Genomic DNA, 18,149 nt, shown 5'->3' with positions numbered 1-18,149 from the left:
AAGGATCGAGAAGATGGACAAGCAGACGCTGGTAATCAAGTTGGGTGGTGCCCTGATCGAGAACGACGAGGCCCTGACCGCCCTGTTCGCCACCCTGAAGACCTTCCTGGATGATCAGCACCGTCCTCTGGTGCTGGTGCACGGTGGTGGCTGCCTGGTGGACGACCTGCTCAAGGGGCTGGGCATGACCTCCACCAAGAAGAACGGCCTGCGGGTGACCCCGTTCGAGCAGATCCCCGTGATTGCCGGTGCCCTGGCCGGGACCGCCAACAAGATGATGATGGCCAAGGCCATCTCCACCGGCATTCCTGCTGTGGGTCTGTGCCTCGCCGACGGCGGTCTGTGCCAGGTGACCCAGCTCGATCCGGATCTCGGTGCGGTCGGTGACTGCAAACCGGGCAACCCGGCGCTGGTGGCCGGCATCCTGGGGCAGGGCTTCCTGCCGGTGGTGAGCTCCATCGGCATTACCGCCGACGGACAGATGATGAACGTCAATGCGGATCAGGCGGCCACCGCCATTGCCGAGGCGCTGGGCGCCGATCTGGTGATGCTGTCGGATGTGAGCGGCATTCTGGATGGCAAAGGCAAGCTGGTGCCGCAACTGGACAAGCAGAGCGCGCTGGACCTGATGGAGAAGGGGGTTATCACGGACGGCATGGCCGTCAAGGTGAAAGCCGCCCTGCACGCAGCCGAAACCCTGGGCAAGCCGGTCTGTGTCGCCAGCTGGCGCTACCCGGATCAGCTGCTCAAGCTGCTGGCTGGCGGCGCTGTTGGCACCCAGGTCACCCTCTGATCTCCACCGGGAAAAGGACAATCCGATGCAACATCTTCTGAAAGACAGTGATTTAAGCAAGGCCCAGATCGAGGCGCTGCTGGCGCTTGGCAAGGCGATCAAGGCCGATCCGAAGAAATACAGCCAGGCCCTGGCGGGCAAGAGCGTGGTCACCCTGTTCGAGAAGCCCTCCCTGCGTACCCGGGTCACCTTCGACATCGGCATCGCCAAACTGGGTGGTCACTGCGTCTATCTGGATCAGCAGAACGGCGCGCTCGGCAAGCGGGAGTCGGTGAAGGATTTCGCCAGCAACCTGTCCCGCTGGTGTGACGCCATCGTCGCCCGGGTATTCGATCACCAGACCCTGGTCGAGCTGGCCGAGTTCGGCTCGGTGCCTGTGGTCAACAGCCTGTGCAACCTCTACCACCCCTGCCAGGGGCTGGCGGATTTCATGACCATCAGCGAGCACTACAGCGACCTGTCCAAGGTGAAGCTGGCCTATCTCGGCGATGGCAACAACGTGAGCCACTCCCTGCTGCTGCTGGGGGCGACCCTCGGCACCGACGTGACCCTGGTCTGCCCGAAAGGTCATGGCCCGGATACCCAGATCTTCCTGCAGGCCCAGGCGCTGGCAGCTCAATCTGGCGCGACCATACATATCAGCGATGATGTCGCGGATATCGAAGGCTTTGACGTGGTTTATACCGATACCTGGGTTTCCATGGGTGACAACACACCAATGGAGCAGGTAAAAGATATCTTCATGCCTTATCAGATCAACCAGGCCCTGCTCGATCGGACCGGCATCCAGCACGTGCTGCACTGCCAGCCGGCCCACCGGGAGCTGGAGATCACCTCGGAGGTCATGGACGGCCCAGCCTCCCTCATCATGGATGAGGCAGAAAACCGGATGCATATTCAGAACGCCGTGCTGCTGACCCTGTTCGGACAGGGCCAGAAGTAATCCGGCAACCGACCCGGAATCACCCCTTTTTATCGAATCATCACGGAGAGAAGTAAATGAGCGGAATCAACAAGATCGTACTGGCTTACTCGGGCGGACTGGATACCTCGGCCATCATTCCCTGGCTGAAGGAGCACTATGACGCTGAAATCATCGCCTTCGTCGCCGACGTCGGTCAGGAGCGTGACGATCTGGAAGGGATCGAGCAGAAGGCCATCGCCTCCGGCGCGGTCAAGTGCATCGTCAAGGATCTGCGGGAAGAGTTCGTCAAAGAGTACGTCTACCCGACCCTGAAGACCGGCGCCGTCTATGAAGGCACCTACCTGCTGGGTACCTCCATGGCCCGTCCGGTGATCGCCAAGGCGATGGTCGAGGCTGCCCTGGCGGAAGGGGCTGATGCCATCTCCCACGGTTGCACCGGCAAGGGCAACGACCAGGTGCGGTTCGAAGGGGCGGTAGCTGCTCTGGCGCCCCAGCTGAAAGTGATCGCCCCGTGGCGGTTGTGGGACATGCGCTCCCGGGAAGATCTGCTGGCCTATCTGGAAGCCCGCAACATCCCCTGCAAGGCGACCCTGAAGAAGATCTACAGCCGCGACGCCAACGCCTGGCACATCTCCACCGAGGGTGGCGAGCTGGAGAGCACCTGGAACGAGCCGTCCGAAGCGGTCTGGCAGTGGACCGTCTCTGCAGAGGATGCCCCGAACGAGCCGGAATACGTCAAGCTGACCGTGGCCAAGGGCGAAGTGGTCGCCGTTGACGATCAGCCGCTCAGCCCGCACCAGATCCTGACCACCCTGAACGAGCGTGCCGGCAAGCACGGCGTGGGCCGGATCGACATCACCGAGAACCGGATGGTGGGCATGAAGTCCCGTGGCTGCTACGAGACCCCGGGTGGTACCGTAATGGTTGCCGCACTGCGCGCCGTGGAAGAGCTGGTACTGGACAGACCGACCCGCGCCTGGCGGGAAAAGCTGGGTGCCGAGTTCTCCCACCTGGTGTATGACGGTCGCTGGTTCACCCCACTGTGCAAGGCCATTGTCGCCTCCGCCAACGCCATCGCCGAGGAGCTCGACGGTGAAGTGGTGCTGAAGATGTACAAGGGTCAGGTCACCGCGGTGCAGAAGAAGTCGCCGAACAGCCTGTACTCCGAAGACTTCGCCACCTTCGGTGCCGACGAAGTGTACGACCAGAGCCATGCCGAAGGCTTCATCCGTCTCTACACCCTGGCGAGCCGGATCCGCGCCATGAAAGAGCAGCATCAAGCCATCGGTGGCGACCATACCCACGGCTAAGCAAGCGCTATCACCCGTTGATTCGAGGGGGCATGGCCCCCTCTTTTACAGGTAGAGAGGCCCTTTGCCATCCTCATCGGGTGTGACAAGAGCGGCTGCGCCCTGGCCGCTTCTGTGAGATAACAGGCTCGCAGAAAAACAGGGCAAGATTTCAAGTTCGACGGCGCAAGGCGCCGCCGACAACGCATTCAAGGAGAGCAGTATGGCACTTTGGGGTGGACGCTTCAGTCAGGGAGCCGATAGCCGGTTCAAGCAGTTCAACGATTCGCTGCGGTTCGACTACCGTCTGGCGGAGCAGGATATTCAAGGCTCCATGGCCTGGGCCAAAGCGCTGGTCAAGGTGGGCGTGTTGACCGAGGGTGAGCAGGTCAAGTTGCAGCAGGCGATGGAAGTGCTGCTCGCCTCCGTGCAGCAGGATCCCCAGCAGATCCTGAACTCGGACGCCGAAGACATCCACTCCTGGGTCGAGAGCCAGCTCATCGACGCCGTCGGCGCCCTTGGCAAGAAGCTGCACACCGGTCGCTCGCGCAACGATCAGGTCGCCACCGACCTGAAGCTCTGGTGCAAAGCGCAAGGGGAGCTGCTGCTCGCCTCCATTACCGCCCTGCAACAAGGGCTAGTCGCCTCTGCCCGTGCCAACCAGGCCGCGGTACTGCCCGGTTACACCCACCTGCAGCGTGCCCAGCCGGTCACTTACGCCCACTGGGCCCTGGCCTATGTGGAGATGCTGGAGCGGGACCATTCCCGTCTGCAGGATGCCCTCAAGCGCCTCGACACCAGCCCCCTCGGCTGCGGCGCCCTGGCGGGCACCGCCTATGCCATCGACCGGGAGGCGCTGGCGCTCGACATGGGCTTTAGCGGCGCCACCCGCAACAGCCTGGATTCGGTCTCCGACCGGGATCACGTGGTGGAGCTGATGCACGTCGCGTCGCTGTCCATGACCCACCTGTCGCGGTTTGCCGAAGACCTCATCTTCTACAACACCGGCGAGGCGGGCTTTGTCGAGCTCTCAGATGCGGTCACCTCCGGCTCGTCCCTGATGCCCCAGAAGAAGAACCCGGACGCGCTGGAGCTCATTCGTGGCAAGACCGGCCGGGTGGTCGGCGCCCAGATGGGTATGTTGATGAGCCTCAAGGCGTTGCCGCTGGCCTACAACAAGGACATGCAGGAAGACAAAGAGGGGCTGTTCGATGCCCTCGACACCTGGCACGACTGCCTCGATATGGCGGCGCTGGTGCTGATCGATCTGAAGGTCAATGGCGAGCGCACCATGGCGGCGGCCCAGGGCGGCTACGCCAACGCCACCGAGCTGGCGGACTATCTGGTGGCCAAGGGGATTCCGTTCCGTGAAGCGCACCATATCGTCGGCGAAACCGTGGTCTACGCGATTCAGGTGAAGAAGCCGCTGGAAGAGCTGACCATCGGCGAGTTCCAGCGCTTTAGCCCGGTGATCGAGTTCGACGTCTACCCCAATCTGGAACTGGAAGCGACCCTGGCCAAGCGGGTCGCCAAAGGCGGCGTCGCCCGCGAGCAGATCGAATCGGCCCTCACCGCCGCCGAAGCCTGGCTGAGCAAGCGGGCGGGTTAAGCCAACCGGCTTGCCATGGGAATTAGAAGGCAGAACGGCAACCTCAGGGTTGCCGTTTTTTTTATGGGTACGCCTAGGCGCCGTGGGGCGCGTTGACCAGGCGCTGTTCAGCCCCTGTGTCCGGCGCTGGCATGATGTACGGCGTCCGTGAGCAGTCGTTGCAACTGGCTCCTGGCCTCGTCGGTTTCATGGCTGGCGGCGAGCAGCACCACCCCCAGGGTACCCGGTGAGGGCAGCACGCCGCCGAGGGTGGCGAGACTGGCCGGCATGCCGATGGGGGAACGCACCGTGATCCCGAGCCCGGCCTGCACGGCGGCCCAGATCCCCCCCAGGCTCTGGCTGGTGAAGGCGATCCGCCAGGGGATCCCGGCATCGTCGAGGGCGCGGATGGCCCGTGCCCGCATCAGGCAGGGGGCATCGAAGAGCACCAGGGGCAGGGGCTCCCCGCGCGCGAGCAAAGGGACGGGGTCCCACTCGGGGTGGGCAATCCAGGCCAGTTGCACCACCTTGATGAGGGGAAGATCCTCCCGCTCTCCCTGTGGCTGCCAGGCGAGAGCCATGTCGAGGGTGCCCTCCCTGATCCCCTGCACCAGAGCCCCGTTGCGATCGATGCGGGTCGTCATGCGCAGGGCCGGGTGCTGGCGACAGAGGGGCCCCAGCACGGCGGGGAGCAAAGATTCACCGAAGTCCTCCTGCACCCCGAGCCGGATCTCCCCTTGCAGCAGTTCCCCTTTGAGGGCGAGCACGGCTTCGTCATTGAGCGCCAGCAGCCGCTTGGCGTAGCCCAGCAGGCGCTCACCGCTGGCTGTCGGCACCAGGTGACGTCCCTGCTTCATGACCAGATCGGTGCCGCACTGCTGTTCGAGTTTTTTCAACTGGGCGCTGACCGCCGAGGTGGAGCGGCACAGCCGCTGCGCCGCCAGCGCAAAGCTGCCGCACTCCAGCCCCAGCACATAGCTGCGCAGGGCATCGAGATCCAGACTGGGGGGAAGGGGTGACATAACTATCCTCATAATCGGGATGATTGGTCTTGAATATTTCGATTTTTTAAATTGTAGCAGTGAGGGAGAGTGGCTTCATCTACCAAGGAGATTGCCATGACACCCAATGTTCCCGATCGCGCCGCCCTGGCGCAGCTTGCCCCCCGACTCGCCCGACTGGCGGAAGAGACGCTGTTTGGCGATATCTGGCAGCGCCCCACCCTCTCGGCACGCGAGCGCAGCCTGATCACCCTGGCCATCCTGGCGTCACTGGGCCGGGTGCAACAACTGCCCTGGCATATTGCATTCGCCCGGCAAAACGGCCTGTCCCGGGATGAGCTGGAAGAGCTGTTTACCCATCTTGCCTTCTACGCCGGTTTGCCCGCCGCAGTGACGGCCGTGGGCTATCTGCCCCCCCGCGAGGAGGTGACCCCATGCCGCTGACCCGCATCACCCTGTGCGAGGGGATGAGCGACGCACACCTGCAGCAACTCAGCGCCCTCTACCACCAGACCCTGGTGGAGGTGTTCGAGGTGCCGCCGAAGGATAAATTCCAGATCCTCGAGATCTTGCCTGCCAGTGCGCTCATCTATGACCCCCACTACCAGACCGGCCGCCGGGACCAAGGTTTCATCCTCTTCCAGATCCTGGCGGGCAAGGTGCGCAGCACCGCGACCAGGGAGCGGCTTTATGCACGTCTCGCCGAGCGCCTTGAGGCCGAGCTTGGGATCCACCCCGACAACCTCATGGTGGTGATCCAGCAGACCGATGCCGAGGCGTGGAGTTTCGGCCAGGGCCGGATGTTCAGACAGGAGGTGGCCTCATGATCGCCATGCACTACCGATTCACCCTGCCCGCAGACTACGACATGGCGCTGATCGAGCAGCGGATCGCCAGCAATGGCGCCAGACTGGACGGCTTTCCCGGTCTGTTGTTCAAGGCCTATCTCTACAGCCGTCAGGACGATGGGGCCCTGCCGGGGCAGGAGAACCGCTATGCCCCCTTCTATGTGTGGCACAGCGCCGAGGCGATGCACCGATTCCTGGCAAGCGAGGGATTCGCGGCGCTCACCCGGCATTTCGGCTGGCCCCGCATCGAGACCTGGCATCTGCTGCGGGCGCCGGATCCGGCCTCCCTCGACGGGGCTTGCATGGCCAGGCTGCGGCGCACCAAGGTCGCTTCCCACGACCAGCTGGCCGACCTGCACGGCGAGGCCATGGTGAGCGGCTGGGATCTCACCCGATGGGAATGGCTGGAGGCGGATTTTCTCCCGTCCCTCTCATCGCCCTTGCCTGGCGGGGGCGAGATCTACCGTATTGGCTATCTGGCGAAGGGGGGCGGGGTGTAAAGCGGAATTATCTTTGTCATTGATGTTGTTTTTCCATTCACTTGGGCTGTTAAAGTGATATTCGCATCGTGAACATAGGGTGTTATATCGCGCTTGTGGATGATGATGTGGCATTGCGGCCACCTGCGGCAATGAACTGGCTCAGTGGGGCACATTCAGGGTGACGGCCCGCGCCGGGCAGGGCATGATCCCGCTGCAATGCGTATGGACGCGTCAACCGGATCAAGGAGTTCCCATGTACCTGCCACCCCATTTCGCCGTTACCGACCCCGAGGCGCTGCACCAGCTGATGCAGGCGAACCCCCTGGGGGCCCTGATCACCTGTGGTGAAGGGGGGCTGGATGCCAACCACCTGCCGTTCGAGTTTGATGGGGCGCAGGGGGCCCACGGTGTGCTGCGGGCCCATGTGGCCCGCAACAACCCGCTTTGGCAGGAGGTGAAAGAGGGCGACGAGGTGCTGGTGATCTTCCGGGCCGCCGAGGGTTATATCTCCCCCAGCTGGTATCCGGGCAAGCAGGTGCATCACAAGCAGGTGCCGACATGGAACTACTGCGTGGTGCACGCCCATGGCCGTATCCGGGTGAGGGACGATGCCCGCTTCGTGCGTCGCCTGCTCGCGACCCTGACCCGTACCCACGAGGCGGGAGAATCCACCCCCTGGAAGATGGCGGATGCACCGAGAGACTATCTCGAGACCATGGTGCAGGCCGTGGTGGGCATAGAGATCGAGATTGAGCGGCTGGTCGGCAAGTTCAAGCTGGGTCAGAACAAGGAGGCGGCGGATCGCCTGGGAGCGGCCAATGCCCTGCAGGAGCGCGGGCAGACCGCACTGGCCGGCGCCATGCTGAGCCCGCCTCCTTCACAGCCCTAGCGTGACACCTTGAGATCCGGCCCGACAAAAACGGCAACCGTCTGGTTGCCGTTTTTCATGGTTCCACTCCCGCTCACGCGCTGGCATTGAGCAGCTTGCCGACGCCTTCCCCCGGGCCCTGGGGCAGGGTTTGCTTGAAGGCAGAAAGCAGCTGATCGAGGTTGAGGTCGCTGTTGCCGAGGGAGCCCTTGAGGGTGTCGAGCTCGCTCTGCAGCGCGTCGAGGCGGGTGCTCTGGGTGCCGTCTGCCAACTGGGTGCGGGCGGCATCGATGGCCTGGGGCAGGGGCTGGCCCGAGGATTCCTGACCCAGGGTCTGCATCAGCGCCCCCATGAAGTGGTTGATGGCGGGGCGGTTCTGCTCGCTGTCAGCCTCCTGGATGCCGAGGCGCTGGAACAGGCTCTGCACCATGGGGGCAAGGTGCACGGCAGGCTCGGTCTGGGCGGGCGGCGTGCCGTCGCCCAGCAGCTTGCTGCCGAGCTTGATGGCAAGGGAGGCGAGGGGAAGCAGGGTGCCGATGGCGATCATGATGTCACTCTCCGTACGACTGATGTCATGACGGAGCAGGGAACGGGCCAGCTTGGCGAACATTCAACCGAAAAATGGCAGGGGATTGATCCTGCTGTGAATTTCGTTTTTGCCAGGCGGAGGACGGGCGGGTGCGAGCGGGGGCGGCGGCAAACCCTTGCAGCCCGGGGGCTGGCCGGTTTGCCGCCCGGCTTGCCGGATCAGAGCTCCTTGAACGGGCGGCGCTTCTCCTCCTCGATGACGATGGCCTCCAGATTGGCGATGCGCTCCTGCAACTCCTTGATGATCATGTCCTGCTTGCCGAGACGATCGGTAATGCGGGCATCCCCCATCTGGTAGCGGGCGCGTTTGGTGAGATAGCTGAACGACACGCTGATAAAGACGATCAGGACGATACCTGTCCACATGGTCATGAATGACTCCTTTCAAGATTTGAACGAGAGGATCTGTCTCCCGCGCTGTCGTTGTCTCATACCCGACCTTGGGCGGCAATGCCCGCCTGGTTGTTCAGAGCGGCCAGAGCGGCCAGCCGAGCCAGATCCCGAGCAGCAGCAACTGCCCCCAGACGATGGCCCAGAACCGCAGGCGGTAGCTCCCCTTCTGGGTCTTGTGGCGCAGCCACTGGCGGGCGACCAGGGCGCCGGGCCAGCCGCCGCACAGCTCAAGCAGGTGCAGGCGGGCCTCGGGCACGCGCCAGCCGCCACGAATGGCCTGGCGTTTGTCCCAGGCGTAGACGACCAGGGTCAGCAGGCTCATCAGCAGGATCAGGGCCAGCGGCCACCAGTTGGCATCGTGCGCGCCGAGCCAGCCTGCCCAACCCAAAGGCAGCAGGGCAAGGGCCATCATGACAGGCACACCTGATCCCGAGTCTCGCCCGGGTGTAGCGTGCGGATCACCCGGGCCGGATTGCCCACCGCCAGGGAGTCCGCCGGGATGTCCCGGGTGACCACGGCGCCAGCCCCTATGATGGAGCGGGGCCCTATGGTGACGCCTGGGCAGATGATGGCGCCGCCGCCAATCCAGCAGTCATCGCCGATCCGCACCGGCTTGTTGTAGGCGGTCCAGTTGCGTCGTTCCAGATAGTCCATGGTGTGGGTGGCGGTGTAGATCTGCACGTTGGGGGCCAGCAACACATGGTTGCCGATGTGCACCTCGCCCACGTCGAGTATGGTGACGTTGAAGTTGAAGAAGGTCTTCTCGCCGATGTGGATGTTGCGGCCGAATTCGCAGGTGAAGGGGGTGCTGATCCAGCAGGAGTCGGGACAGTGGGCGAAGAGGTCGCGGCAGATCTGCTGGCGCAGGACGTGATCCCCCGCCGGTGAGGCGTTGAGTCGGCTCAGCAGCGCCTGGCCGCGAATGCGGTCGTTCGCTATCTCCTCGCTCTGGCTGTCCAGGGCGCCCCCAGCCAATACCTTGTCCCAGTCGCTTGTCATTGTTATCTCCTCCTGCTGCAAGAGGGGGCAGTATACGCGACAAGGGGAGGGGGTGTCAGAGTGCCGGGCCCGTCAGGTGATCCCCGTCATCATGTCATCAGGACAAGGGGCAGGATGAGCAGGATGGAGACGAGGTAGGGGAGCAAGACCCGCCGCCCCAGGCTGCGTCCGCCAATCACCAGTGCCAGCACCCCTTTCACCAGGGAGTTGACCAGCCCGGCGAGCAGTATGCCCCTGGCCGCCACCTCCAGGGACAGCTCCTTCTGGGCGAGCTGGGAGAGGGAAAGGGTGATGGCGTCCACGTCCGTGATGCCGGAGACCAGCGACAGCAGATAGACCCCGGAGTTGCCCACCTTGCTTTGCAGCAGGGTGGCCATGAAGCCGATGAGGGCGAGCAGCAGACCGAACTTGATGGCGGTGGCGAGATCCAGCGGGTTGCGGGTTTCGGGCTGTACCGGGCCGTCCGGCATCTCTTCCCGCTGGCGCCAGAACCAGAAAGCAAAGCCGTAGACGATGGCTGCCAGCAGCAGCAGGGGGACAGCCAGACGCAGCGCCAGCTCTCCGTGGATGATCAGCACCAGTGCCAGCAGCCTGAGCCACATGGTGGCTCCCGCCAGCAGAATGCCGGTGGCCAGCAGCCGCTCCAGCCCTCCCTGCTCCTTGTTGAGGCGGGCAAATTGCAGGGTGAGGGCGGTGGAGGAGGCGAGCCCCGCCAGCATGCTGGTGAGCACCAGCCCGGAGCGGGTGCCGAGCAGGCGCACCGCGAAGTGACCACAGAACGAGATGCCGGCGATCACCACCACCATGAGCCAGATCTTGAAGGGATTGAAGGCATTGAGGGGACCCATCTCGGTATCGGGGAGCACCGGCAGCAGCACCAGGGAGATGAGCAGAAAGCGCAGGGTGGCGTGAAACTCCATTTCGCTCAAGAACAGCATCCCCTGCTGGATCTTGCCCTTGAGCCCCATCAGGAGGGCCGCCAGCACGGCGCAGGCCACCGCCTCGCTCGGGCTCTGCAGCACCGACATCAGCCCCAGCAGATAGGTGAGCACCATGGCCACCGAGCTGGTGAGACCGAACTCCCCCTGCCAGCGCAGGGCCAGCCAGACCGAGAGGCCGCACCCCGTCACCACGGTCAGCAGACCGAGCAGGGCCAGCCAGGGCCCCAGGGTGGGCAGCAGCAGGGCGCAGACCCCGCCGAGCAGACCGATGAGGCCATAGGTGCGCATCCCGGCGATGCGCTGGTTGTCTCCGAGCTGGCGCACCTGCCAGCCCCGCTCCAGCCCGATGATGAGCCCGATGGCCAGGGACACCAGGGCGCCGTAGACGGGCTCGGCCTCTATCCACATGGGTTTCTCCTCCCGCTGCCGTTTCAGTGAGGATGGCACAGGGCATCCCGGGGCAGGGGGAGCTGGCTCACAGAGCGGGTGTCCCGTCTGCCGGGGTCTTGCAAACAAAAAAAGGCGCCACCTGGAGGGGGCGCCTGGAAAGGTCAAACCTTGCGGTTTGCAGACCAACGGAACCAAAGATCACACACTTCACACTCAGCACTGCTGTGGGGGCAGGGCTCAACCCTGCCACTTGCCTCCTTCCACTATCACGTCGTTGGGATCGGTATCGGCGCTAAGCTTGTCGCGCACATACTGGTCGTAGAGTTTCAGCAGGTACTTCTCTTCCCCCAGCTTGGCGAGACGGTCGTTGACCCAGTCACGCAGCTCGATATTGCCCTTCTTCACCGCCGGGGCGATGGGGTCTTCCGAGCCCAGCTTCTCGGGCAGCACCCGATAGCCCGGGTTCTCCTTGGCCCAGCTGAACAACACTAGGTTGTCCTGGGCATAGGCGTCGCCGCGGCCCTGGGCCAGGGCCTGCAGGGATTCGGTGTTCTTCTCGAACTTGAGCACCTTCCACTCCGGGTGGTTGCGGGTCAGCCAGATGTCGGCCGTGGTGCCGGTGGTGACGATAAGCCGCTTGCCGGCCAGATCGTCGAGCTTCTTGGCGTCGCTGCCTTCCGGCACCAGCACCTGCACCGCGACCTTGAGGTTCGGGTTGGTGAAGTCCACCACCTGCCGCCGCTCCGGGGTCACCGTCATGTTGGCGAGGATGAGATCCACCTTGTCGCTCTGCAGGAAGGGGATGCGGCTGGCGGGCTCCACCGCCACGAACTCGACCTTGTTTTCGTCCCCCAGCAGATCCTTGGCGAAGTGGCGACCGAGGTCGGTGTCAAAGCCGACGTAGTTGCCCTTCTCGTCCACGTAGCCAAAGGGGGGCTTGTCGGTGAAAACGCCGACGATGAGCTTGTCGCGGGCCTTGATCTTGTTGAGGGAACCGTCCGCCGCATGGGCAGCGCCGCTGGCGAGGCCCAGGCCGATGAGGGCGCTAAACAGGACCGAGGTAATTATCTTCATGCTGACTCCTTTCGTTTGCTGACAGTTGTATAAGAAAACTTGGCGAGGAACTGGCGGGCACGCTGGCTGCGCGGGCTCTCGAAAAACTGATGGGGCGCGGCCTGCTCCAGGATGTGGCCGCCGTCCATGAAGACGATGCGATCCGCCACCGCCTGGGCGAACGCCAGCTCGTGGGTGACGATGAGCAGGGTCATGCCACTGCCGGCGAGATCGCGGATCACCTCCAGCACCTCCTGCACCATCTCGGGATCCAGCGCTGCGGTCACCTCGTCAAACAGCATCACCTGGGGGTTCATGCACAGGGCCCGCACGATGGCGATGCGCTGCTGCTGGCCGCCGGAGAGCTGGCGCGGATAGTCATGGCGCCGCTCCCACAGGCCGATGCGGGTCAGCAGCTGTTCCGCCTGCAGCAGGGCCTCGGCCCGCTCCCGCTTCTGCACTTGCATAGGGCCGAGCAGCACGTTCTCCAGCACCGTCAGGTTGGGAAACAGGTGATAGCTCTGGAACACCATGCCGATGCGCTGGCGCAGCCGCCGCCAGTCGGTGCTGGCATCCAGCCGCTCTCCATCGAAGCGAATGTCGCCCCCCTGAATGGGTTCGAGCCCGTTGAGAGTGCGTAGCAATGTGCTCTTGCCGCAGCCGCTCGGCCCCAGGATGACGATCACTTCCCCTGGGTTCACCGTGAGGCTGACCCCGTCCAGTACCCGGTGTTGGCCGAATTGTTTGCTGACAGCATTGAGCTCAAGCAGAGGTGTCATACCGCGTTACCCCATTGTTGCTCCAGCCGGCGCGAGGCGAGCGAGAGCGGATAGCAGACCAGAAAGAAAAACAGGAACAGCAGACCGTAGATGAGCAGCGAGCCATAGGTGCGCTCGATGATCTGCTGGCCTACCTTGATCACCTCCACCACCCCGATCAGCACCGCCAGGGAGCTGGTCTTGATGATGCGGGTGTAGATGTTGATGGTCGGCGGCGTCAGCCGTTGCAGCGCCTGGGGCAGCAGCACGTGGCGATAGAGCTGCCAGCGGGAGAGCCCGAGCGCCAGCCCGGCCTCCTGCTGGCCGCGGGCGAGGGAGTTGAGGCCGCCGCGCACCACTTCCCCCACCTCGCTGGCGCCCCACAGGGCCAGCACCAGCACGGCGCACCAGAAGGCCGGGATGTCTACGCCAAAGAAGATCGGCAGCCCGAAGAAGAAGAGGTAGAGCCAGACCAGCACGGGCACCACCCGAAACAGCTCCAGATAGACCCGCAGCACTCCCCGAGTCAGCCTTCCCCCTTGCTGGGCCAGCACGCCATAACCGACCCCGCCCAGGGTGGCGAACAGGATGGCGAGCAGGGAGATGGCGAGGGTCTGACCCGCACCCACCGCCAGCAGCGGCAGCGCCTGCGTCAGCTGTTCAGTGACTGGAATGGCCATAGTGATCCCTCCCTTCTTGTGTATGGGTGGCGAGTGAGGGTGGCTGCAGCTGCAGGAAGATAAGTGCCCACATCGGGATCCTTGCCTGCATCAGCGATTCAGTGACCGAACTGACCATATTGATCCCTCCTTTCCTCTGCATGGGTGGCGAGTGACGGCAGCAGCTGGACAATAGGTGTCTGCATCAGTTGTTCAATGACCGAACTGACCATGTTGCAGCCTCCTTTCAACGACGCGCAGGGCGAGGGAGAGCGGCAGAAAGATCAGCACGCACATCAAGGTCAGCACCGCCAGCATCTCGTAGGTCTTGTAGTAGAGGGCGATGTAGTTCTTGGTGGTGTAGAGCAGTTCCGGCACCGCCACCGCCGAAGCCACCGTGGTCTCTTTGAGCAGAAAGATGAAGTTGGCAAACAGCGCCGGCAGGCTGGCGAGCCAGGCCTGGGGTAGCTGGACGTGGCGTAGCAGCTGCCAGCGGGAGAGGCCGATGGCCCGGCCTGCTTCCAGCTGGCTGGGGGGGATTGCCTGAACGCCTGCCCGCAGCGCCTCGGTCAGGTAACCGCCGCCGAGGAAGGTCATGGCGATCACCGCCGTGGCAAAGCCGGAGAGCGAGATGCCGAGCGCCGGCAGCCCGAAGTAGAGAAAGAACAGCTGGATCAAGAGCGGCGTGTTGCGGGCCAGCTCCACATAGGCGCGGATCACCCGGTTCAGCCAGGGCTTGTGCAGGCTCAGCAGCGTCACATTGAGCATCGCCACGGCGAGCGAGGTGAGGATCACGATGGCGCCGAGCTGCAGGGTGACCCAGACCGATTGGCCGAACGCCGGCAGGGTAGTGAGAACAAAGGACCAGTCGAAGCTCATGCCGGGATCCTCCCGTCGCGGCGCAGCCGCTGGGGCACGACCGTGATGGCGTCAGGGTACTTGATGCCGGCGCCGGTGTTGAGCACCACCACCCGCTCGCCCCCCTGTATCCAGCCCGCTTCCCGCAGCTGGCGGGCAGCGGCGAAGGCGGCCGCCCCTTCCGGGCAGACGAAGCTGCCTTCGCGCGCGGCGAGCTGGCGGATCTCGCGCTGGATGGCGCCATCGTCTACCGCGACGGCGCATCCCTCGGTGCGATAGAGGGCGTCCAGCACCAGAAAATCCCCCAGCGCCTTGGGTACGTTGATGCCAAAGGCCAGGGTCTGGGAGTCGGGCCAGAAGCGCGACTCGCGCTCCCCCTGCTGCCAGGCCTGGACGATGGGGGCGCAGCCGCTCGCCTGCACCGCCACCAGTCGCGGCAGCGGCCCCTTGACCCAGCCCAGCTCCTGCAACTCCCGCAGCGCCTTGTAGATGCCGATGAGACCAACCCCGCCGCCGGTGGGGTAGAGGATGACGTCCGGCAGGGTCCAGCCGAGCTGCTCGGCGATCTCCAGCCCCATGGTCTTCTTGCCCTCGATGCGATAGGGCTCCTTGAGGGTGGAGGCATCGAACAGCCCCTGCTCGGCCACCGCCTCGGCCACCTGGCGACCGGCGTCGCTGATGAGGCCATCCACCAGATAGAGGCGGGCACCGGCCAGCGAGGTCTCCAGTCTTGTGATGGCGGGTGCCGCCTGGGGCATGACTATGGTGCTGCGCAAGCCGGCGCGGGCGCCGTAAAGCGCCCAGGCCGCACCGGCGTTGCCGTTGGTGGGCATGGCGAAGTGGGAAATGCCGAGCTCCCGGGCGCGGGAGACGCCGACCGCGGCGCCGCGGGCCTTGAAAGAACCGGTGGGGATGATGCTCTCATCCTTCATCCAGAGATCCGGAATGCCAATCTGCTTGCCGAAAGCGGGCAGGGGCAGCAGAGGGGTGAAGCCTTCCCCCAGGGTGATCACCTGGGCGGGGTCGCGCACCGGCAGCAGCTCGTGGTAGCGCCACAGGCTGGCGGGGCGGCCCAGCAGAGCGGCCGGGTGCCAGGCCTGTTTCAGGGCCTCGAGGTCGTAGCTGGCCAGCAAGGGGGCTCCGACCGGGCTCAACTGCTGGGGCTGATCGGCATCCACTATCTCGCCGGTCTTGCTGCAACGCAGATGTGATAAGTAGCTGTACGGCATGCTTTATCCTGAATGGCTCACGTTGGCTGGTGTCTTATTCCATCCTGTGACCCAAGGGCCGGATAACAAACAAAATAAAGCGGCAAACTTAAGCGAAAAAACTCATATGGCTCCTCCGTGTCGGCGGGCCACTCTCTGTCACCGGTCGGGGGGTTGGGCCATCCGGCGTGCTTTGTTAACCTGCTCGCTCACTCAAACCGCAGGGAGCCGCCTCGATGCGAGCCATTGTCAGCCTGCTGGCCCTGTCACTGCTCTGTGCGTGCAGCGGCCAGCCAACCAGAGAGGATGCCATGTCAGGGAATACGCGCCTTCACTACCCCGTCACCCGCCAGGGTGAGCAGGTGGATCACTATTTCGGCCAGGCCGTGGCCGACCCCTATCGCTGGCTGGAGGATGACCGCAGCCCCGAGACGGAGGCCTGGGTCAAGGCCCAGAACCGGGTGACTCAGGGTTACCTGGCGCAGATCCCGTATCGCGCCGCCATCAAGGAGAAGCTGGCCGCCTCCTGGAATTACGCCAAGGAGGGGGCGCCGTTTCGCGAGGGGCGCTACCACTACTTCTTCAAGAACGACGGCCTGCAGAACCAGAACGTCCTGTGGCGCCAGCTGGAGGGCAAGCCGGCCGAGGTGTTCCTCGATCCCAATACCCTCAGCCCCGACGGCACCACGGCGCTGGATCAACTGAGCTTCTCCCGCGATGGCCGCATCCTGGCCTACTCCTTGTCGCTGGCGGGCAGCGACTGGCGCGAGATCCACCTGATGGACGTAGAGAGCAAGCAGCCGCTGGAGGCGCCCCTCAAGGACGTGAAGTTCAGCGGCATCAGCTGGCTCGGCCACGAGGGCTTCTTCTACTCGAGCTACGACAAGCCCGACGGCAGCGAGCTGTCGGCCAGGACCGATCAGCACAAGGTCTATTTCCACCGGCTAGGCACGGCGCAGGAGGATGACCGGCTGGTGTTCGGCGCCATCCCGGCCCAGCACCACCGTTACGTGGGGGCGACCGTCACCGAAGATGACCGCTTCCTGCTTATCTCGGCGGCGAACTCCACCTCGGGCAACCGCCTCTATGTGAAGGATCTGAGCCAGGAGAACGCGCCGCTGCTGACGGTGCAGGGGGATCTGGATGCGGACGTGAGCCTGGTGGACAACAAGGGCGGCACCCTTTACCTGCTGACCAACCGGGACGCCCCCAACGGCCGGCTGGTGACGGTGGATGCCGCCAACCCGGGCCCGGCCCACTGGCGGGATCTCATTCCCGAGCGTCAGCAGGTGCTGACGGTACACAGCGGCAGCGGCTATCTGTTCGCCGAGTACATGGTGGATGCCACCGCCCGGGTCGAGCAGTTCGACTACGAAGGCAAGCGGGTGCGCGAGGTGGCGCTGCCCGGCCTTGGCAGCGTCAGTGGCTTCAACGGCAAGCACGATGATCCCGCCCTCTACTTCGGCTTCGAGCACTATGCCCAGCCGCCCACCCTCTACCGGTTTGAACCCAAGAGCGGCGCCATCAGCCTCTATCGGGCCTCGGCGGCGCCGTTCAAACCGGAGGATTACGTCTCCGAGCAGCGCTTCTACCAGAGCAAGGACGGCACCCGGGTGCCGCTCATCATCAGCTACCGCAAGGGGCTCAAGCTTGATGGCAGCAACCCGACCATCCTCTACGGCTACGGCGGTTTCGACGTGAGCCTGACCCCGAGCTTCAGCGTGTCGGTGGCCAACTGGCTGGATCTGGGGGGCGTCTATGCGGTGGCCAACCTGCGCGGGGGCGGCGAGTACGGCCAGGCCTGGCACCTGGCGGGTACCCAGCAGAACAAGCAGAACGTGTTCGACGATTTCATCGCGGCGGCCGAGTACCTCAAGGCCGAGGGCTACACCCGCACCGATCGGCTGGCGATCCGAGGTGGCTCCAACGGCGGTCTGCTGGTGGGGGCCGTGATGACCCAGCGGCCTGATCTGATGCGGGTCGCCCTGCCGGCGGTGGGGGTGCTCGACATGCTGCGCTACCACACCTTCACCGCCGGGGCGGGCTGGGCCTATGACTATGGTACCAGCGCCGACAGCGAGGCGATGTTCGACTACCTGAAGGGCTACTCGCCGCTGCACAACGTCCGGGCCGGGGTCAGCTACCCTTCGACCCTGGTGACCACGGCGGATCACGACGATCGGGTGGTGCCGGCCCACTCCTTCAAGTTTGCCGCCACCCTGCAAGCCGACAATGCCGGCCCCCATCCCCAGCTCATCCGCATCGAGACCAATGCCGGGCACGGGGCGGGCACGCCGGTGGCCAAGCTTATCGAGCAGAGTGCGGACATCTATGCCTTCACCCTGTACGAGATGGGCTACAGGGATCTGCCGCGTCAGCCTTGATCCGGGCGAGACGGGCGTCAGCCATCCACTATCATCAGGGCCCTGCGGTAATGCCGATCAGTTAAGGATCCATTGACCGATCCTCAGGCTGTGTAAGAATCCGAAACTCCTTGTTGGGTTTCGG

At 64.2% G+C, this 18,149-nt stretch carries 20 protein-coding genes; 9 read left to right on the top strand and 11 right to left on the bottom strand.

Annotated elements, in window-relative coordinates:
• The first annotated feature begins 13 nt into the window (after nt 1-13).
• The 4 genes from argB to argH all read left to right on the top strand — a co-directional run bounded on the left by argB (nt 14) and on the right by argH (nt 4,616).
• A complete protein-coding gene (argB, locus tag PG896_RS11110; RefSeq protein WP_010675689.1) occupies nt 14-793 on the top strand; it encodes an acetylglutamate kinase in 780 nt (259 codons plus the stop codon).
• Between the two features lie 25 nt (nt 794-818).
• Nucleotides 819-1,736: an ornithine carbamoyltransferase gene (locus PG896_RS11105; RefSeq protein ID WP_199767363.1), complete on the top strand. Its 918-nt coding sequence runs from the start codon at nt 819-821 to the stop codon at nt 1,734-1,736.
• Nucleotides 1,737-1,792: 56 nt separating this feature from the next.
• Nucleotides 1,793-3,028, top strand: a complete 1,236-nt coding sequence (locus tag PG896_RS11100) for an argininosuccinate synthase (RefSeq protein ID WP_010675687.1) — start codon at nt 1,793-1,795, stop codon at nt 3,026-3,028.
• Nucleotides 3,029-3,230: 202 nt separating this feature from the next.
• Nucleotides 3,231-4,616 (top strand): argininosuccinate lyase, encoded by a 1,386-nt coding sequence (argH, locus tag PG896_RS11095; protein WP_270835714.1) that lies wholly within the window; start codon nt 3,231-3,233, stop codon nt 4,614-4,616.
• Between the two features lie 107 nt (nt 4,617-4,723).
• Here argH and PG896_RS11090 read toward each other — a convergent pair whose 3' ends face one another.
• Nucleotides 4,724-5,617 carry a LysR substrate-binding domain-containing protein gene (locus PG896_RS11090; protein WP_103243734.1) on the bottom strand — a complete coding sequence of 298 codons (894 nt, stop codon included), beginning with the start codon at nt 5,615-5,617 and terminating at the stop codon, nt 4,724-4,726.
• Nucleotides 5,618-5,713: 96 nt separating this feature from the next.
• Between PG896_RS11090 and PG896_RS11085 the strand changes: the two genes are divergently transcribed.
• The 4 genes from PG896_RS11085 (at nt 5,714) to PG896_RS11070 (ending at nt 7,815) form a co-directional block, all read left to right on the top strand.
• The gene (locus PG896_RS11085) at nt 5,714-6,040 is read left to right on the top strand and encodes a carboxymuconolactone decarboxylase family protein (protein WP_103243733.1); all 327 of its coding nucleotides are present in this window, start codon (nt 5,714-5,716) and stop codon (nt 6,038-6,040) included.
• Nucleotides 6,031-6,423: a tautomerase family protein gene (locus tag PG896_RS11080; protein ID WP_010675683.1), complete on the top strand. Its 393-nt coding sequence runs from the start codon at nt 6,031-6,033 to the stop codon at nt 6,421-6,423. Before PG896_RS11085 ends, PG896_RS11080 begins: the two co-directional genes overlap by 10 nt.
• Nucleotides 6,420-6,944 carry a DUF4865 family protein gene (locus PG896_RS11075; RefSeq protein WP_041211696.1) on the top strand — a complete coding sequence of 175 codons (525 nt, stop codon included), beginning with the start codon at nt 6,420-6,422 and terminating at the stop codon, nt 6,942-6,944. Before PG896_RS11080 ends, PG896_RS11075 begins: the two co-directional genes overlap by 4 nt.
• 235 nt (nt 6,945-7,179) lie before the next feature.
• A complete protein-coding gene (locus PG896_RS11070) occupies nt 7,180-7,815 on the top strand; it encodes an FMN-binding negative transcriptional regulator (RefSeq protein ID WP_270835713.1) in 636 nt (211 codons plus the stop codon).
• Between the two features lie 73 nt (nt 7,816-7,888).
• On the opposite strand, the gene PG896_RS11065 is transcribed toward PG896_RS11070, so the two are convergent.
• The 10 genes from PG896_RS11065 to PG896_RS11020 form a co-directional block, all read right to left on the bottom strand.
• A complete protein-coding gene (locus tag PG896_RS11065; protein ID WP_257692479.1) occupies nt 7,889-8,341 on the bottom strand; it encodes a hypothetical protein in 453 nt (150 codons plus the stop codon).
• A gap of 200 nt (nt 8,342-8,541) precedes the next feature.
• Nucleotides 8,542-8,754, bottom strand: a complete 213-nt coding sequence (locus tag PG896_RS11060; RefSeq protein WP_041211694.1) for a hypothetical protein — start codon at nt 8,752-8,754, stop codon at nt 8,542-8,544.
• A 94-nt stretch (nt 8,755-8,848) separates the two neighbouring features.
• Nucleotides 8,849-9,187, bottom strand: a complete 339-nt coding sequence (locus tag PG896_RS11055) for a DUF1294 domain-containing protein (RefSeq protein ID WP_039040562.1) — start codon at nt 9,185-9,187, stop codon at nt 8,849-8,851.
• Nucleotides 9,184-9,774: a sugar O-acetyltransferase gene (locus PG896_RS11050; RefSeq protein WP_270835712.1), complete on the bottom strand. Its 591-nt coding sequence runs from the start codon at nt 9,772-9,774 to the stop codon at nt 9,184-9,186. The genes PG896_RS11055 and PG896_RS11050 overlap by 4 nt, the downstream gene beginning before the upstream one ends.
• An 89-nt stretch (nt 9,775-9,863) precedes the next feature.
• Nucleotides 9,864-11,123, bottom strand: a complete 1,260-nt coding sequence (locus PG896_RS11045; RefSeq protein ID WP_270835711.1) for an MgtC/SapB family protein — start codon at nt 11,121-11,123, stop codon at nt 9,864-9,866.
• Nucleotides 11,124-11,342: 219 nt separating this feature from the next.
• Nucleotides 11,343-12,179: a transporter substrate-binding domain-containing protein gene (locus PG896_RS11040; RefSeq protein WP_270835710.1), complete on the bottom strand. Its 837-nt coding sequence runs from the start codon at nt 12,177-12,179 to the stop codon at nt 11,343-11,345.
• On the bottom strand, nt 12,176-12,937 hold the full coding sequence (locus tag PG896_RS11035) for an amino acid ABC transporter ATP-binding protein (RefSeq protein ID WP_270835709.1): 762 nt from the start codon (nt 12,935-12,937) through the stop codon (nt 12,176-12,178). The genes PG896_RS11040 and PG896_RS11035 overlap by 4 nt, the downstream gene beginning before the upstream one ends.
• Nucleotides 12,934-13,596: an amino acid ABC transporter permease gene (locus PG896_RS11030; protein ID WP_171865333.1), complete on the bottom strand. Its 663-nt coding sequence runs from the start codon at nt 13,594-13,596 to the stop codon at nt 12,934-12,936. Before PG896_RS11030 ends, PG896_RS11035 begins: the two co-directional genes overlap by 4 nt.
• Before the next feature lie 192 nt (nt 13,597-13,788).
• Nucleotides 13,789-14,454 carry an amino acid ABC transporter permease gene (locus tag PG896_RS11025; RefSeq protein ID WP_103243727.1) on the bottom strand — a complete coding sequence of 222 codons (666 nt, stop codon included), beginning with the start codon at nt 14,452-14,454 and terminating at the stop codon, nt 13,789-13,791.
• Nucleotides 14,451-15,662, bottom strand: a complete 1,212-nt coding sequence (locus PG896_RS11020; RefSeq protein WP_270835708.1) for a threonine synthase — start codon at nt 15,660-15,662, stop codon at nt 14,451-14,453. Before PG896_RS11020 ends, PG896_RS11025 begins: the two co-directional genes overlap by 4 nt.
• 215 nt (nt 15,663-15,877) lie before the next feature.
• Between PG896_RS11020 and PG896_RS11015 the strand changes: the two genes are divergently transcribed.
• A complete protein-coding gene (locus PG896_RS11015) occupies nt 15,878-18,025 on the top strand; it encodes a prolyl oligopeptidase family serine peptidase (protein WP_270835707.1) in 2,148 nt (715 codons plus the stop codon).
• Nucleotides 18,026-18,149 lie beyond the last annotated feature (124 nt).

The organism is Aeromonas sp. QDB30 (assembly GCF_027707645.1).
Taxonomy (GTDB): Bacteria; Pseudomonadota; Gammaproteobacteria; order Enterobacterales; family Aeromonadaceae; genus Aeromonas; species Aeromonas caviae.
The sequence above is the reverse complement of the archived record's forward strand: the minus strand, read 5'-3'. Positions and strand labels throughout refer to the sequence as shown.

Excerpts from the sequence above, each read along its gene's own strand:
- argB (WP_010675689.1), top strand. The coding sequence starts at position 14 with ATGGACAAGCAGACGCTGGTAATCAAGTTGGGTGGTGCCCTGATCGAG.
- PG896_RS11105 (WP_199767363.1), top strand. The coding sequence starts at position 819 with ATGCAACATCTTCTGAAAGACAGTGATTTAAGCAAGGCCCAGATCGAG.
- PG896_RS11100 (WP_010675687.1), top strand. The coding sequence starts at position 1,793 with ATGAGCGGAATCAACAAGATCGTACTGGCTTACTCGGGCGGACTGGAT.
- argH (WP_270835714.1), top strand. The coding sequence starts at position 3,231 with ATGGCACTTTGGGGTGGACGCTTCAGTCAGGGAGCCGATAGCCGGTTC.
- PG896_RS11090 (WP_103243734.1), bottom strand. The coding sequence starts at position 5,617 with ATGTCACCCCTTCCCCCCAGTCTGGATCTCGATGCCCTGCGCAGCTAT.
- PG896_RS11085 (WP_103243733.1), top strand. The coding sequence starts at position 5,714 with ATGACACCCAATGTTCCCGATCGCGCCGCCCTGGCGCAGCTTGCCCCC.
- PG896_RS11080 (WP_010675683.1), top strand. The coding sequence starts at position 6,031 with ATGCCGCTGACCCGCATCACCCTGTGCGAGGGGATGAGCGACGCACAC.
- PG896_RS11075 (WP_041211696.1), top strand. The coding sequence starts at position 6,420 with ATGATCGCCATGCACTACCGATTCACCCTGCCCGCAGACTACGACATG.
- PG896_RS11070 (WP_270835713.1), top strand. The coding sequence starts at position 7,180 with ATGTACCTGCCACCCCATTTCGCCGTTACCGACCCCGAGGCGCTGCAC.
- PG896_RS11065 (WP_257692479.1), bottom strand. The coding sequence starts at position 8,341 with ATGATCGCCATCGGCACCCTGCTTCCCCTCGCCTCCCTTGCCATCAAG.
- PG896_RS11060 (WP_041211694.1), bottom strand. The coding sequence starts at position 8,754 with ATGACCATGTGGACAGGTATCGTCCTGATCGTCTTTATCAGCGTGTCG.
- PG896_RS11055 (WP_039040562.1), bottom strand. The coding sequence starts at position 9,187 with ATGATGGCCCTTGCCCTGCTGCCTTTGGGTTGGGCAGGCTGGCTCGGC.
- PG896_RS11050 (WP_270835712.1), bottom strand. The coding sequence starts at position 9,774 with ATGACAAGCGACTGGGACAAGGTATTGGCTGGGGGCGCCCTGGACAGC.
- PG896_RS11045 (WP_270835711.1), bottom strand. The coding sequence starts at position 11,123 with ATGTGGATAGAGGCCGAGCCCGTCTACGGCGCCCTGGTGTCCCTGGCC.
- PG896_RS11040 (WP_270835710.1), bottom strand. The coding sequence starts at position 12,179 with ATGAAGATAATTACCTCGGTCCTGTTTAGCGCCCTCATCGGCCTGGGC.
- PG896_RS11035 (WP_270835709.1), bottom strand. The coding sequence starts at position 12,937 with ATGACACCTCTGCTTGAGCTCAATGCTGTCAGCAAACAATTCGGCCAA.
- PG896_RS11030 (WP_171865333.1), bottom strand. The coding sequence starts at position 13,596 with ATGGCCATTCCAGTCACTGAACAGCTGACGCAGGCGCTGCCGCTGCTG.
- PG896_RS11025 (WP_103243727.1), bottom strand. The coding sequence starts at position 14,454 with ATGAGCTTCGACTGGTCCTTTGTTCTCACTACCCTGCCGGCGTTCGGC.
- PG896_RS11020 (WP_270835708.1), bottom strand. The coding sequence starts at position 15,662 with ATGCCGTACAGCTACTTATCACATCTGCGTTGCAGCAAGACCGGCGAG.
- PG896_RS11015 (WP_270835707.1), top strand. The coding sequence starts at position 15,878 with ATGCGAGCCATTGTCAGCCTGCTGGCCCTGTCACTGCTCTGTGCGTGC.